Genomic DNA, 14,426 nt, shown 5'->3' with positions numbered 1-14,426 from the left:
AGGCGTCGGGTTCTACCGGCCGGTATCGCCCTTGTCTGGGGATTGTGCCGACAGGGGCTTGGGTGGCGGAGGCTGCGGCGGCGACGGTGGCGTGACCTCCGTGGCCGGCGGCGCCAGCCGGCGCAGCGCGGCGTCGCGCTCGGCCGGCGGAAGGTCGCCCAGGCGGCGCGCCTCGGCGTAGAAGCGGGTCCAGTCGCCGCCCGACTTGGCCAGCAGCGCGGTGAACGCGGGCACCCATTGCTGGTAGGTGGCCACGGCGGCCAGGTGGGCATTGGTCAGGGGCTGGTCGAACCAGCGGTCGTAGCCACTGTAGTTGCCCCATTCGGCGCGCTTGTGTGCATAGTCTTCGCGCAGTTCGGTGAAGATCCGCGCCTTGCCCTGGCGCTTGGCCTCATCGTCCAGCGGGGCGCGGTACAGCGCCACGAGCTTGTCACGCGTGCGCAGCAGCATGGCGCGGAAGTCGCGCCGGCGGCTGTCGTAGATCTGGTAGCTGGCGCGGGCGTCCGCTGAGGCAGCGTGCGCCAGCCATTGCTCCACCCCGGCCGTCTCCACGGCGGTGGCGAACGACTCGTTGAACGCGGTGTCGTTGCGCACGTAGACCACCTGGTGGGCCAGTTCGTGGAAGATCAGCCGGGCCAGTTCGCCCTCGGGCTGGTAGACGAAGGTGTTGAGTAGCGGATCGTCGAAATATCCGAGCGTCGAATAGGCCGGGATCCCGGCCACGTAGGCCTCGAAGCCTTCCCGGCGCAGATCCTTGGCGTACTGCTCGGCGTCCTGGGGATCGTAATAACCGCGATACGTGATGCAGCCGACGATGGGGAAGCACCACTTGCGCAGCTCCATCGACAATTCCGGCGTGGCGAACACACTCCACACCACGTAGGGCCGATGCAGGTTGGCGTAGCGGCGATAACTGCCGTTGTCCGGCAGCTTCAGCTCGCGCGAGGCGTAGTCGCGCATCTGCCGCGCCAGCGTGAGGCGCTGGGCCAGGCGGGTGTCGTTGGCGTTGCGGGCGGCGTCGATGGCGTCGTCGAGCGACTCCGCCTTGGCCATCACGCCCAGATGGCCGCCGACCGACTGATAGTAATAGCCGAGCGTGTCGCAGCCGGCCGCCAGCGCCGCGACAGCCAGCACCACCAGGGTGCCCGCCACGCGCCAGCGGGCCGGCCAGCGCATCATGACGCCACGGCCTCCCTCTCCACCTCGGCCGGCGCGGGCGCCACCTCGACCAGACAGTCGTAGAAGACCGGCGCGCGGCCCAGGTCGGTCAGGCGCTGGCTGGTCAGTTCGTTGGCGTTCTTGCCGTCCGACGCCAGCTTCTTCCACCAGATCGACAAACCCACCACCAGGCCCTGCCGCGCGCGGTCCGTCACGCGGGCGCGGGCCAGCATGCTGCCCCGGTCGTTGAAGGCACGGACCATGGTGCCGTGGACGATGCCGCGCGCGGCGGCGTCCAGCGGATGGATGTCCAGGTGCGGCTCGCCCTCCGTGGCGCGCAGGCTGTCCACGTTGACGAAGGAGCTATTGAGGAAATTGCGAGCCGGCGGCGAGATCATCGCCAGCGGATAGCGGGCCGCCAGCTCGGGCGCCGAGGCCGGCGCCTCGTAAGGCGGGACATAGGCCGGCACCGGATCGAGGCCGTCGCGGGCCATCGCCTCGGAGTAAAACTCGCATTTGCCCGATGCCGTGGGGAAGCCGCCCTCGGCGAACGGCGCAGCCGGCAGGTTCAGCTTCTGCCAGCCCTGCTCGCGCAGCGAATCCCAGCTGATGCCCTCGGCCCGCTTGTCCTCGCGCAGGATGGCCTGCGCGGCGATGGCCTCGTCGCTATCGGCAAAACACGGCTCGGTGAAGCCCATGCGCGCGGCCAGCCGGCGGAAAATCTCGGTATTCGGCAGCGCCTGGCCCATCGGCGCCACGGCCTGGTTGTTGGCCAGGAAGTAGGTGTGGCCGTAGGCCTTGTGGACGTCCACATGCTCGAGCTGGGTCGTGGCCGGCAGGACGATATCGGCGTAGTCGGCCGTATCGGTGCGGAAATGCTCGAGCACCACGGTAAACAAATCCTCGCGCGCGAAGCCGGCCGCCACCTTGGCCGATTCCGGCGCCACGGCCACCGGGTTGCTGTTGTAGACCACCACGGCTTCGATCTTCGGGCCCTGGGCGCCGGTGCCGTCGTCGAGCAGCGCGTCGCCAATCGTGCTCATGTTCACGGTGCGCGGCACCTGCGGCCAGTCTGGCAGCAGGTCGGGCCGCTGGAGCGCCGCGTGGTCGATCGGGAAGAAACCCGAGGTCGATAGCTGCAAGCCGCCCGCCGGGTGACGCCAGGCGCCGACCAGCGACGGCAGGCTCGCCACCGCGCGCACGGCCTGGCCGCCGCCGTGGGCGCGCTGCATGCCGTAGTTCAGGCGGATGGCCACTGGCTGGCGCTCACGCACCGCGAGTTGGCCGTAGAGGCCGGCGATCCATTCGATGTCTTCCACCGGCACGCCGCAGATCTCGGCGGCGCGGGCCGGCGAGAATTCCATCGCCCGCTCGCGCAGCGCGGCGAAGCCGACCGTGTGCCGTTCGATGTAGTCGTGATCGAGCAAATCGTCGCGGATCAGCACGTGCATGATCGCCAGCGCCAGCGCGCCGTCGGTGCCGGGCATCGGCGCGATATGGCGGTGGCACTTCTCGGCCGTCAGGGAGCGATACGGGTCGATGGCGACCAGCGTGGCGCCACGGCGCTTGGCTTCCTGCGCGCGAGTCCAGAAATGGAGGTTCGAGGCGATCGGGTTGCCGCCCCAGATGATCACCAGCTTGGCATCGGCCACGTATTCCATGTCCATGCCCACGCTGGCGCCATAGGTATAGCGCAGCGCCGTGGCGCCCGCGCTGGCGCAGATCGTCCGGTCCAGCAGCGAAGCCCCGAGCTTGTGGAAGAAACGCGCGGCCATGCTTTCGCCCTGCACCAGTCCCATGGTGCCGGCGTAGCTGTAGGGGATGATGGCCTGCGGGTCGCGCGCGGCAATGGCGCCGAGGCGGCGGGCCACCTCGTCGAGCGCCTCGTCCCAGGAAATCGGCTCGAACTTGCCCTCCCCCTTCTTGCCCACGCGGCGCAGCGGCGTCAGCAGCCGGTCAGGGTGGTAGGTGCGTTCCGTATAGCGGGAAACCTTGGTGCACAGCACGCCCTGGGTGGCCGGGTGGTCGGGGTCGCCGGCCACCTTGATGGCCCGGCCGTCCTCGACGGTGACGAGCAGCGCACAGGTGTCGGGGCAATCGTGGGGGCAGGCGGCGCGGACGATACGGGTGGCCATGGTGATGTCGGACGTGGGGCGGCTGGGGGGCCTTGGGGCCTGGGGCGATGGATTTCTGGCGACGGAGCGGGCCAGGCGGCCGTCATGTCTGGGGGCATGACTGTGGCGCAAGCGCCTCGCCGGAGGGTCCCGAACCGGGAGAAATTGTTTGGCTCCGATTGTATTCGATTATGATGTTCCGGCGCTGCCGGGCAAACCGCCCGACAGTCCGGCCACCGTGCCGGAACCCCCTCACAGGCAACAGACCGGGCGGGGGCCGCGGGGTACAGAAGCACAAGAACACTTTGGATTTTTTGACGGGGATTCACATGGTTTTGCATTCTGGGGTCACGCGCCGGCGCTTTGCCGGCCTGCTGGCGGCGTGCGCCGTCGTCGCATCCGGCGCGGCAAGCGCGGCCAACACTACGGCCGCCGAGACCGGCGTTACGGCCGACACCATCCTGCTCGGCCAGTCCGCCGCGCTGACCGGCTCCACCGCGGTACTCGGCAAGCAGATGAACTCGGGCGCGCGGCTTTATTTCGACTACATCAACCAGCAAGGCGGCGTGTTCGGCCGCAAGATCGAACTCAAGGCGCTGGACGATGCCTACGAGCCGGACGATGCCATCAAGAACACCAAAAAGCTGATCGAGGAAGACCGCGTCTTCGCGCTGTTCGGCTACGTGGGCACGCCGACCAGCCAGGCCGCCGTGCCACTGGCCAACCAGGCGCGCGTGCCGTTCTTCGCCCCGTTCACGGGCGCCCAGTCGCTGCGCGACCCGCGCAGCCGCTACGTCTTCCACGTGCGCGCCGGCTACGACGAGGAAACTTCCGCCATCGTGCGCCAGATCCGCACCACGGGCCTGAAGCGCGTGGCCGTGGTCTATAACGACGACGCCTACGGCAAGGCCGGCATCGCCGGGGTGGAGCAGGCGATCAAGTCGCTCCCGGCCGACAGCGGCGTGAAGCTGGTCGCCCAGGAGTCGGTGATCCGCAACACGGTGGAGATCGGCGACGCGATGCAGGGCGCCATGAAGGCCAGCCCGGACGCCATCGTGCTGATCAGCGCCTACCGCACCGTGGGCGCGTTCGTGAAGGAAGCGCTGCGGCGCGGCTACAGCGGCCAGTTCTATAACGTGTCCTTCGTCGGCACCCAGGCGCTGGCCAAGGAAGTGGGCCCGCTGGGCAGCGGCGTGATCATCTCGCAGGTGATGCCGCACCCGGGCAACGCCACGCTGCCGGTGGTGCGCGAGTACCTGCGCCTGCTGCAGGCGTCCGGCAAGCAGAACGACTTCGACTACGCCAGTATCGAGGGCTTCATCGCCGCCAAGGCGTTCGTGGAAGGGCTGCGCCGCACCGGGCGCGAGGTCACGCGCGAGAAGTTCATCACCGCCGTGGAAAGCATGCGCAACGTGGATCTGGGCGGCTTCATCGTCCAGTACGGGCCAGAGAACCACGTGGGATCGAAATTCGTCGAAATGACGATCATCAACTCGCGCGGCGTGGTGATTCGCTGACGCACCTGGGGCGCCCCTCCTGGGGCGGAGGGGCCCCGTTCAAGCCATATCGTTCAGATGGCACGCCGAGAAGCGTAGCGGCGCGATCTCCTTCAGCATCGGCTGTTCCTCCCGGCAGCGCGGCATCGCGTGCGGGCAGCGCGGGTGGAAGTGGCAGCCCAGCGGCGGGTTCAGCGGCGACGGGATCTCGCCCCGGATCGCCACATAGGTCTTCTTGCCCACTTCCAGCTTGGGCGCCTCGGCCAGCAGCGCCTGCGTGTACGGGTGGTTCGGCGCTGCGAACACGTCCTCGGTGGGCGCCGACTCCACCACCCTCCCCAGATACATGATCACCACGCGGTCGCTGATGTGCTTGACCACGCCCAGGTCATGGCTGATGAACAGGTAGGTCAGGTTCAGGTCTTCCCGCAGGCGCATGAACAGGTTCAGGACCTGGGCCTGGATCGAGACATCGAGCGCCGCCACCGATTCGTCGCAGACCAGGAATTCCGGCTTCACGGCCAAGGCCCGGGCGATGCCGATGCGCGCCCGCTGTCCGCCCGAGAACTGGTGCGGGAAGCGGCGCAGCACGGTGGGATCCATGCCCACGCGTACGAGCATGTCTTCCACATAGGCCTTCTGGGCGCCCTTCTCGACCATGCCGTGCACCACGGGTGCCTCGCCGACGATATCGAGCACGCGCAGCCGGGGGTTCAGGGACGCGTACGGGTCCTGGAAGATCATCTGGATGGCGAGCTGCTTCTCGCGGCGCTTGTCCGGCGGCAGGCGGTCCAGATCCACGCCGCGCCAGAACCGTTCGCCCTCGGTCAGCGTATGGAGCCCCACGGCCATCCGGCCCAGCGTGGACTTGCCGCAGCCCGACTCGCCCACCAGCCCGACCACCTCGCCCGCGCGGATCGCCAGGTCCACGCGATCTACGGCATGCACCACCTCCACGCGCTGCTTCGCGCCGAAGACATTGGCGAGCTTGGCCGCCACGTCGAGCGTCTTGACGAAGCGCTTGGACACCGCGCGCAACTCCAGCAGCGGCGCGGGAGGCGTCGCGGGCTCGGTCGGCGTGATGTTGGCGGCACTCGCCGGAGTATCGATCACGGACTGGCTCATGCGGCCTCCTGCTGGGCAAGTACCGGGTGGAAGCAGCGCAGCTCCCGGCCGTCTGGCGAGGTGCCGAGCGGCGGTTCGGTCTTGCAGATGTCGGTCGCGTAGGGGCAGCGCTCGCGGAACGAGCAGCCGCCGGGCAGATTCAGCAGCGATGGCGTCATCCCCGGAATCTGCCGCAGCGGCGTGCCGCGCGGGTTGCGCGACGGCGCCGAGCCGATCAGCCCGTGCGTGTACGGGTGCTCGGGATGCTCCAGCACCTGGCGCACATCGCCCGATTCCACGATCTTGCCGGCGTACATCACGCAGACCTTGTCCGCGAGCCCGGCCACCACGGACAGGTCGTGCGTGATCCAGATCAGCGCGGTGCCCGATTCCCGGCACAGCGACTGCATCTCATAGAGGATCTGGCCCTGGATGGTCACGTCCAGCGCCGTGGTCGGCTCATCGGCAATGATCAGGTCCGGCTTGTTGAGCAGCGCGATGGCAATCGCCACGCGCTGGCGCATGCCGCCCGAGAACTGGTGCGGGTAGGCGGTCAGGCGCTCGTCCGGCGAGGGAATGCCGACCCGGGCCAGCGCGTTGCGCGCCCGCTCGCGGGCGGCCGGCTTGCTGACGTTGTCGTGCGCGCGCACGGCCTCGATCATCTGGGTGTCGATGCGCAGGACCGGGTTCAGCGTCATCATCGGGTCCTGGAAAATCATTGCGATGCGGTTACCGCGCACGTCGCGCTGCTGGGCGGGGGTGAGCGCGCGGAGGTCGCGCGTCACGCCGTCGCGGCTGGTCAGCGCGATCCGGCCGTCGACGACTTTGCCGGGCGCATCGATCAGGCCCATGATCGAATAGCCGGTCATCGACTTGCCCGAGCCAGACTCCCCGACCAGGCCCATGATCTCGCCGCGGTTGACCGAGAACGACACGTCGTCCACGGCCTTGGCCACGCCGGCGCGCGTGAAAAACTGCGTTTTCAGGTGTTCGACCACCAGGGTAGGTTGGCTCATGCGCGCTCCTGGGCGGTCATTGCGTTTGCAGGCGCGGGTTCAGCACGTCGCGCAACTGGTCGGCCACGAGGTTCATCGACACGATGGTCACCACCAGCGCGATCCCCGGGAAGAAGCTGATCCAGTACTTGCCGGACAGCATGTACTGCTGGCCGTTCGAAATCAGCGAGCCGAGCGACGGCTCCGTGACCGGCACGCCGAGCCCGAGGAACGACAGCGTGGCCTCCAGCGTGATGGCCGATGCCACCTGCAGCGCGGCGATCACGATCAGCGGCGGCAGGCAGTTCGGCAGCAGGTGGCGGAACATGATGCGCCCCGGCGGCAGGCCCAAGCAGGTGGCGGCCTCGATGTACTCCTTGCGCCGCTCCACCAGCGCCGCGCTGCGGGTGGTGCGCGCGTAGTAGGCCCATTGCACCGCCACCAGGGCGATAACGATGTTGCCGAGGCCCGGCCGCAGGAAGGCCAGCAGGATCAGCGCCAGCAGAATCGGCGGAAACGAAAGCTGGAGATCGGCCACGCGCATGATCAGCGCCTCGATGCGGCCACCGAGGAAGCCGGCCAGCAGGCCGAGCGTCGCCCCCAGCAGCAGCGCGATCACCGTGCTGAGCACCCCCACGCCGATGCTGATGCGCAGGCCGTACATTACGGCGGAGAGGATGTCGCGCCCCTGCTCGTCCGAGCCCAGCAGGAAGGTCAGGCCGCTGCCGGCCTGTTCGCCCGGGGCCATCCGTGCGTCGAGCACGTCCAGCGTGGCCAGGTCGTACGGATTCTGCGGCGCCAGCCATGGCGCGAAGATCGCAATCAGGATGATGAGGCCGAGCGTCACCAGCCCCAGCACGGCCAGCTTGCTCTCCAGGAACTGCCGGGCGAAGCGGCGGAACGGCGTCTGCTCCTTCGCCGGCACGGCCGGGATCGCGACTTCCTTGGTTGGGTTCGGTACGGTGCTCGCGCTCATGGCTCAGCCCTTGTTGTCGGCAATGCGCACGCGCGGATCGAGCATGCTGTAGACGATGTCCACCACGAGGTTGATCAGGATGAACAGCGTCACGATCACCATCAGGTAGGCCACGATCACCGGGCGGTCCAGCAACTGGATCGAGTCGATGATGAGCTTGCCCATGCCGGGCCAGGCGAAGATCGACTCGGTCACGATGGCGAACGCGATGATCGAGCCGAACTGGAGCGCGATCACGGTCACGATCGGGATCAGAATATTCTTAAGAACGTGCACCCCGACGATGCGGGAGTTCGACAAGCCCTTGGCCCGGGCGAACTTCACGTAGTCCTGCAGCATGGCCTCCTGCGTGCCGGCGCGCGTGAGCCGGATCACCATGGCGATGTTCAGCAGCGACAGCGTGACCGCCGGCAGGATCAGGTGGCGGATGCCGTCCACGGTCAGGAAGCTGAGCGGGATGCCCAGCACCCGCACGGTCTCGCCCCGGCCATTCGACGGCAGCCAGCCAAGCTGCACCGCGAACACCATGATCAGCATCAGGCCGACCCAGAACGTGGGCAGCGAGAAGCCCAGGATCGATATCGTCATGATCGACTTGCCGGCCACGCCGGTGGGCCGGAGCCCAGCCCAGAGACCTAGCGGAATGCCGAGAACGATGGCCAGCAGGATGGCCGTGACGGCCAGTTCCATGGTCGCCGGCATGCGCTCGAAGATCAGCTTCAATGCGGGCGTGCCATGGGCGAACGACGTGCCGAGGTTGCCGTGCAGGGCGTTCTGCAGAAAGATCCAGTACTGTTCCCAGAGCGGCTTGTCCAGCCCGAGCGCGGCGATGGTGCGCTTGATGTCCTCCTGGTCCGCCTGCGGACTGATGAGGATGTCGACCGGGTTGCCGATCGCAAAAACGCCAAGAAAGACGAGCAGCGACATGACGAGGAGCACGACCACGCTCTGCATCAGGCGCCGGATGATGAAAACCAGCATGGTGGAGACACTATCCTTTCGCCGGCAACGGTCCCCAGGTCAGGGACCGTTGCACGACGGCATCCGCTGCTAGCTTAGTGCAGCCGATTGACCCCAGCCGACTTATTGTGGCTTGAAGTTATGCGCATAAGTGCGCTCGTCGGTACGCGGCACGTAGGTGATGCCCTTCTGCGTGGCCCACGTGGTGACTTGCTGGTGGATCGGGATGATGCCGCCGTCGTTGATGGCGATGGCCGTGGCTTCCTGCAGCAGCTTCGATCGTTCAGCGTCTTCCACCGTGGCCAGCGCCTTCTCTAGTACGACGTCCATTTTTGGATTGCAGTACTCGCCCCAGTTGGTCGTGCCGAAGCCCTTCTTCGAGTCCTCGCAGGCGAGCAGCGCACGCAGCGGCGAGCTGACCTCGCCGGTCTGGGCGCCCCATCCGAGCAGGCCGAACGACCACTCGTGCTTGATACCCTTCGACGAATAGGTGGCCATCGGCATGCCTTCCACCTTGGTGGCGATGCCAATCCGCGTCAGGTTCTGGGCGATGGTCTGGGCAATCTTCTCATCGTTCACGTAACGGTTGTTCGGCGTGTGCAGCGTGACGCCGAAGCCGTTGGGGTAGCCCGCCTCCGCGAGCAGCTTCTTGGCGCCTTCGGGATCGTATTTCACCGTCTTCAGGGCCGGGTTGTAGCCGAACAGCGTGGGCGGCACGAGGTTGTTGGTCGGCTCGGAAAGCCCTTCCATCAGCCGGTCCTTGATGCCCTGCCGGTTGATGGCCATGCTGATGGCGTTCCGCACGCGCGCATCCTTGAGCGGATTCTTATCCATCGGCTGGCCGTCCTTGGTGGTGACGTACGGCGACTTGTCGCGCTTGGCATCGAAAAACAGGTAGATCACGCGGTGCGAGATCTTGCTGAAGAACGACAGCTTCGGGTCCTGGCGCACCTTGGGCAGGTCCGGCGTCGGCACGTTCTCGATGGCCTGCACGTCACCGGACAGCAGCGCGGCGAGGCGCGTGGCCGGGTTCGGGATGAAGCGCAGCGTGACCTTGTCCCAGGCCGGCTTCGGGCCCCAGTAGTCGGGGTTCTTGACCAGTTCGACCCGGTCGTCGCGGGCGTAGCTCACGAACTTGAACGGCCCGGTGCCGACCATGCCCTTGCCCTGCGCGAAGTCGTCGGACGTCAGGCCCTGCGTGGCCTTCTTCTGCACCATGAAGATCGACGTCAGGTCGTTCAACATCAACGGATACGGCTGGTTGGTGGTCAGCTGGAGCGTGTACTTATCGATCACCTTCTTGTTGATGATCGCCTTGGTATAGACGTCGAACTTGCCCGGGCTGTTCAGGATCGTGGCGGGGCGGTCGAGCGACCAGACCACGTCCTCGGTCGTCAGCTCGGTGCCGTCATGCCACTTCACGCCCTTGCGGATCTTGAATTCCCACGTGAGGTTGTTCACGAGCTTCCAGGACTCGGCCAGGCCCGGAATGATGCGGCTGTCCGGGTCGAGCTTCACCAGGGAGTCGAACACGTGTTCGGACACGTTGATGTTCGAGAACAGGTTATAGAAATGCGGATCCATCGAGGTCGGCGGCGAACTCATGGCGATCTTCAGGTCGACCGCCTGGGCGGGCGCGGCCAGGCCGAGGCCGAGGGCGCTCGCCAGCAGCACGGCGGCGGCGGTATTCCCGACCCTCTTGCTCATGGCGATCTTGACCTTGTTGACAGTGCGAAGGGACATCGCGCGTTTCTCCCTGTGGGAAGTCTGAAATGACAATAAGGAGCAGTCGTCGCCTGCGCAATAAGAAATCGCCGCATTTTGGTGCGGTCCATTCTGCATCGCGGATCCGGGCGCGACCGGCCAGGCACTTCAAGCATGAACTGTTCCAGCAGTGGAACGGCAGCGCCATGCGGGGAAACCCACCCGGCGAGGGGTGCGCGGGCGCGCGAGGTGCTGTGCTGCAGTGCGCCAAGTCGGGGCGCCAAGGTCCGTCTTTGGCGCTTTGCAGGCAGACAGGTATGATCGGGGTATCCCACTGCCCGGTACGGCACCATGAAGCTCATCCCAGAAATCCTCCAGGCGCAAGCCGAAATCCGCACCCTCCGCCGCGACATCCACGCCCATCCCGAACTCTGCTTCGAAGAACAGCGCACCGCTGATCTGGTCGCAAAAAGCTTGGAATCGTGGGGCATCGAGGTCCATCGCGGGCTTGGCACGACGGGGCTCGTCGGCGTGATCCGCAACGGCAACAGCGGCCGTTCGATTGGCCTGCGTGCCGACATGGACGCACTGCCACTGCAGGAAGCCAATACCTTCGGCCATCGCTCGCAGCACGACGGCAAGATGCACGCTTGCGGCCATGACGGCCATACGGCGATGCTGCTTGGCGCGGCGCGCTACCTCGCCGAGCACCGTAATTTCGACGGTACCGTCAACCTGATCTTCCAGCCGGCCGAAGAGGGCGGCGGCGGCGCGCGCGAGATGATCAAGGACGGGCTGTTCAAGCGTTTTCCGTGCGATGCCGTCTTCGGCATGCACAACTGGCCGGGCATGCCGGTGGGCTCGTTCGGCACCACGGCCGGGCCGCTGATGGCATCGAGCAATGAATTCCGCATCGTCGTGAAGGGCAAGGGCGCCCACGCGGCCATGCCGCACAACGGCTTCGACCCAGTCTTCACCGGCACGCAGATCGTCTCGGCGCTGCAGGGCATCATCACGCGCAACAAGCGGCCGATCGACACGGCCGTGATCTCCGTGACCCAGTTCCACGCCGGCGATGCCACCAACATCGTGCCGGATCAGGCATGGATCGGCGGCACGGTGCGGACGTTCACGGTGCCGGTGCTCGACCTGATCGAGCGGCGCATGGAAGAGGTGTCGCGCGCGGTGGCGTCGGCGTTCGACTGCACCATCGAATTCGAATTCCGCCGCAACTACCCGCCGACGATCAACAGCGCCGCCGAGGCGGAGTTCGCGGTGGGCGTGGCCAGCGAGGTGGTGGGCGCGGACCATGTGGACGGCAACGTCGAGCCGACCATGGGCGCCGAGGACTTCTCGTTCATGCTCCAGGAAAAGCCGGGCTGCTACCTGTTCATCGGCAATGGCGAGGGCACGCACCGCGAGGCCGGCCACGGCATGGGACCGTGCATGCTGCACAACCCCAGCTACGACTTCAACGACGAGCTGCTGCCGGTGGGCTCGACGTTCTTCGTGAAACTCGTGGAGAAGTGGCTCGCTGCCGCCTAAGTTTGGCGTTGATTGCGGGCAGCTTTTCAGAATCCGCTCATAGGAAAGGCCGGCGATGACGCATACGCTGTTGGACGACAACACGGCGGAAGGCTTCGCCCGGGTGGCGCTGGACAACATCGTCCGTCCCTATCCGTACAAGCTCGACCACCTGATGGCGCGTGCCGGCGATCTCACCGAGCCGGCGGTGGCGCATCCGGTCTTCTATGGCAGCTACGACTGGCATTCGTCGGTCCATATGCATTGGCTGCTGGTGCGACTGCTGGCGACGCGCCCGGACCTGCCGATCGCGCCGCAGATCCGGCAGACGCTCGACGCGCAACTACGGCCTGAGGCATTGGCGACGGAGTTGGCGTACTTCGAGCGTCCGGGCTCGCGGACGTTCGAGCGCCCGTACGGCTGGGCGTGGGTGCTGCGGCTTCAGTCGGAATTGACGCTGCTGGGCGCAGACGACCCACAGGCAGCGCAATGGGCAGCAGCTTGTGCGCCCCTGGCCGACCACCTCGCGCTGCGTCTGATCGAATCCATCGAAATCGCCGATTTCCCGGTGCGGACCGGTACCCATTTCAACAGCGCGTTTGCGCTGGTGATGGCGCTGCATTTCGCGCGGAGCACGCAGCACCTTGCGCTGCGCAAGGCCATTGTCCGGCGCGCGCACCGCTGGTTCGGACATGATCAACGGTATCCCGCCCGCTACGAGCCGGGCGGCGACGAGTTCCTGTCAGGTGGATTGATCGAAGCGGTCCTGATGCAGCAGGTGACCGACGACGACTGCTCGTTCGGGGACTGGTGGGAGATGTTCTCGCCAGGGCAGGCCGAGTTGGCGACCTGGCTGACGCCGGTGACGGTGGCGGATCGCACGGACCCGAAGATGTCGCACCTGGACGGCCTGAACCTGTCCCGTGCATGGTGCTGGCGGCTGCTGGGGCCCGCCCTGCCCCCGACGCTCCAGCCGCTGGCTGTGCGGGCGTGGTCCGATCACCTCGAGGCGTCACTGCCGCAGGCGGTGGGCGGCCACTACGTCGCCACCCATTGGCTGGCGACGTTCGCCCTGCTCGCGCTCGAGGACACGGCGCCAAGCCAGGCCTCCGCCTGCTCAATCGACCAGGACTAGCCCCCGGTCAATCGAGGACGATGTCCCCGTACCAGGACTCCGCGCGGCTCTTGGTATTGTCGGTATCGGTCATCAGCCCCACGGCGATGACCTTGCCGGGATCGGTCCCGAACGCCTTGCGGTAGTCCGCGCGCAGATCGCGCTCATGGCAGCGCCAGCTATTGGCGTGGCGCGTGCCCGAATCGACCACGATCATGCGGACGCGATCCGTATGGGGGTTGTTCAACACCGCGCCGGCGGGACGGCGACCGCCCCAGATGTACATCAGCGTGGCGTAAGGCATCTCACGGCCCGTGGTGATGCGGGCCATTTCGTACATGAGCTGGTCGCGCAGCGACAGCTTGGCCGTATCGCCATCAAAGGCGACGAAGATGCGCAAAGGCGCGTCTTCCCGCTGGCCCATCGCGTTGTCGGCGCTACGGATCACGTCGCGCGTCTTCCACATCCAGCGAAGCATGCCGGGGTCGCGCTGCGTCAGTGGCACATAGAGCCCCGATGCGGAACTGTCGGCCTGGGCATGCAGCACCAGGCGCTGATCCACTTCGGTCAGCGTGTAGCGTGTGGGGGTCTTGTTGCGGTTGATCGTCCACGGCTGCCAGCCCGCAGGAAGATTGGCGAGCGACGCGGACGCTGAAAATGGAGGAAGTTCGGGCAATGCCACGGGCGCGGCAGCACTGCCTTCGCCCTCGCCATCGGGGTCGCCGCCAGCCTCAGCATCGGCATTCCGCTGCGTGGCCAGCACGGTCGCGATATTCGCCGCCTCCAGCGCATCGACGTGAACAGCCGACTTCATGCCGGCTTTAGCCGCGAATGTCTTGCAATCCACTTCGGCCACTGGGACCATTTTCGTCGGATCGAAGGGAGGATTTCCCCCGCTCGATGCACATCCCGCCAACAACAACACGCCTGCCATGCTGGCAAGCGCGGGCCATAACTTCGTGGCCGCCATGTAACCCCCTAAACCCAATTTCTCGTCGCTGCTTCGCGCCTAGACCCGGCGCTTGTAGGAAACATAACAGAACGAAATCCGCGCCGGAATACTCCGGTACCCTGAATACAACAGCGATACGACGCTGAAATGACGAGGGCTTCGCGGCGCGAACGAAATCGTCGCCGCAAAAGCAAAACCCCCAGCCTTTATGGGGCTGGGGGTTCTGGGTATAAGAGCCTGGCGATGACCTACTTTCACACGGGTAGTCCGCACTATCATCGGCGCAAAGTCGTTTCACGGTCCTGTTCGGGATGGGAAGGGGTGGTGGT

General features: G+C 66.4%; 11 protein-coding genes and 1 rRNA gene. 3 read left to right on the top strand and 9 right to left on the bottom strand.

Annotation, left to right across the window (positions count from 1 at the left end; translation table 11 throughout):
* Positions 1-12 precede the first annotated feature (12 nt).
* The gene (locus AC1DEL_RS23810) at positions 13-1,179 is read right to left on the bottom strand and encodes an aminopeptidase (RefSeq protein WP_092298510.1); all 1,167 of its coding nucleotides are present in this window, start codon (positions 1,177-1,179) and stop codon (positions 13-15) included.
* On the bottom strand, positions 1,176-3,293 hold the full coding sequence (locus AC1DEL_RS23805; protein WP_477126290.1) for a molybdopterin-containing oxidoreductase family protein: 2,118 nt from the start codon (positions 3,291-3,293) through the stop codon (positions 1,176-1,178). The genes AC1DEL_RS23810 and AC1DEL_RS23805 overlap by 4 nt, the downstream gene beginning before the upstream one ends.
* Positions 3,294-3,601: 308 nt before the next feature.
* Between AC1DEL_RS23805 and AC1DEL_RS23800 the strand changes: the two genes are divergently transcribed.
* A complete protein-coding gene (locus AC1DEL_RS23800; RefSeq protein WP_092298504.1) occupies positions 3,602-4,789 on the top strand; it encodes an ABC transporter substrate-binding protein in 1,188 nt (395 codons plus the stop codon).
* Positions 4,790-4,828: 39 nt separating this feature from the next.
* Here the strand turns inward: AC1DEL_RS23800 and AC1DEL_RS23795 are convergent, their stop codons facing one another.
* The 5 genes from AC1DEL_RS23795 to AC1DEL_RS23775 form a co-directional block, all read right to left on the bottom strand.
* The gene (locus AC1DEL_RS23795; protein ID WP_477126291.1) at positions 4,829-5,893 is read right to left on the bottom strand and encodes an ABC transporter ATP-binding protein; all 1,065 of its coding nucleotides are present in this window, start codon (positions 5,891-5,893) and stop codon (positions 4,829-4,831) included.
* Positions 5,890-6,888: an ABC transporter ATP-binding protein gene (locus tag AC1DEL_RS23790; RefSeq protein WP_454757352.1), complete on the bottom strand. Its 999-nt coding sequence runs from the start codon at positions 6,886-6,888 to the stop codon at positions 5,890-5,892. The genes AC1DEL_RS23795 and AC1DEL_RS23790 overlap by 4 nt, the downstream gene beginning before the upstream one ends.
* A 16-nt stretch (positions 6,889-6,904) precedes the next feature.
* Positions 6,905-7,843 (bottom strand): ABC transporter permease, encoded by a 939-nt coding sequence (locus tag AC1DEL_RS23785; RefSeq protein ID WP_092298496.1) that lies wholly within the window; start codon positions 7,841-7,843, stop codon positions 6,905-6,907.
* Positions 7,844-7,846: 3 nt separating this feature from the next.
* Positions 7,847-8,824, bottom strand: a complete 978-nt coding sequence (locus AC1DEL_RS23780) for an ABC transporter permease (RefSeq protein ID WP_477108895.1) — start codon at positions 8,822-8,824, stop codon at positions 7,847-7,849.
* A 102-nt stretch (positions 8,825-8,926) separates the two neighbouring features.
* Complete coding sequence (locus tag AC1DEL_RS23775; RefSeq protein WP_092298966.1) at positions 8,927-10,510, bottom strand: ABC transporter substrate-binding protein; 1,584 nt, start codon at positions 10,508-10,510, stop codon at positions 8,927-8,929.
* A 348-nt stretch (positions 10,511-10,858) separates the two neighbouring features.
* Here AC1DEL_RS23775 and AC1DEL_RS23770 point away from each other — a divergent pair, with 348 nt between their 5' ends.
* Together AC1DEL_RS23770 and AC1DEL_RS23765 are read left to right on the top strand one after the other, a co-directional pair.
* Positions 10,859-12,052 (top strand): M20 aminoacylase family protein, encoded by a 1,194-nt coding sequence (locus AC1DEL_RS23770; protein ID WP_092298490.1) that lies wholly within the window; start codon positions 10,859-10,861, stop codon positions 12,050-12,052.
* Positions 12,053-12,107: 55 nt separating this feature from the next.
* Positions 12,108-13,166: a DUF2891 domain-containing protein gene (locus tag AC1DEL_RS23765; protein ID WP_441592181.1), complete on the top strand. Its 1,059-nt coding sequence runs from the start codon at positions 12,108-12,110 to the stop codon at positions 13,164-13,166.
* Positions 13,167-13,173: 7 nt separating this feature from the next.
* Here the strand turns inward: AC1DEL_RS23765 and AC1DEL_RS23760 are convergent, their stop codons facing one another.
* Positions 13,174-14,115, bottom strand: a complete 942-nt coding sequence (locus AC1DEL_RS23760; RefSeq protein WP_177219979.1) for a DUF3047 domain-containing protein — start codon at positions 14,113-14,115, stop codon at positions 13,174-13,176.
* A 217-nt stretch (positions 14,116-14,332) separates the two neighbouring features.
* Positions 14,333-14,426: ribosomal RNA gene (gene rrf / locus AC1DEL_RS23755) — 5S ribosomal RNA — on the bottom strand; the annotation flags it as partial.

It is taken from the genome of Cupriavidus sp. 10L43_2 (assembly GCF_056395265.1).
This window is presented reverse-complemented; position numbering and strand designations above follow the sequence as displayed.

Bases quoted from the DNA above. Each gene is read 5' to 3' on its own strand.
- AC1DEL_RS23810 (WP_092298510.1), bottom strand. From the start codon at position 1,179: ATGATGCGCTGGCCGGCCCGCTGGCGCGTGGCGGGCACCCTGGTGGTG.
- AC1DEL_RS23805 (WP_477126290.1), bottom strand. From the start codon at position 3,293: ATGGCCACCCGTATCGTCCGCGCCGCCTGCCCCCACGATTGCCCCGAC.
- AC1DEL_RS23800 (WP_092298504.1), top strand. From the start codon at position 3,602: ATGGTTTTGCATTCTGGGGTCACGCGCCGGCGCTTTGCCGGCCTGCTG.
- AC1DEL_RS23795 (WP_477126291.1), bottom strand. From the start codon at position 5,893: ATGAGCCAGTCCGTGATCGATACTCCGGCGAGTGCCGCCAACATCACG.
- AC1DEL_RS23790 (WP_454757352.1), bottom strand. From the start codon at position 6,888: ATGAGCCAACCTACCCTGGTGGTCGAACACCTGAAAACGCAGTTTTTC.
- AC1DEL_RS23785 (WP_092298496.1), bottom strand. From the start codon at position 7,843: ATGAGCGCGAGCACCGTACCGAACCCAACCAAGGAAGTCGCGATCCCG.
- AC1DEL_RS23780 (WP_477108895.1), bottom strand. From the start codon at position 8,824: ATGCTGGTTTTCATCATCCGGCGCCTGATGCAGAGCGTGGTCGTGCTC.
- AC1DEL_RS23775 (WP_092298966.1), bottom strand. From the start codon at position 10,510: ATGAGCAAGAGGGTCGGGAATACCGCCGCCGCCGTGCTGCTGGCGAGC.
- AC1DEL_RS23770 (WP_092298490.1), top strand. From the start codon at position 10,859: ATGAAGCTCATCCCAGAAATCCTCCAGGCGCAAGCCGAAATCCGCACC.
- AC1DEL_RS23765 (WP_441592181.1), top strand. From the start codon at position 12,108: ATGACGCATACGCTGTTGGACGACAACACGGCGGAAGGCTTCGCCCGG.
- AC1DEL_RS23760 (WP_177219979.1), bottom strand. From the start codon at position 14,115: ATGGCGGCCACGAAGTTATGGCCCGCGCTTGCCAGCATGGCAGGCGTG.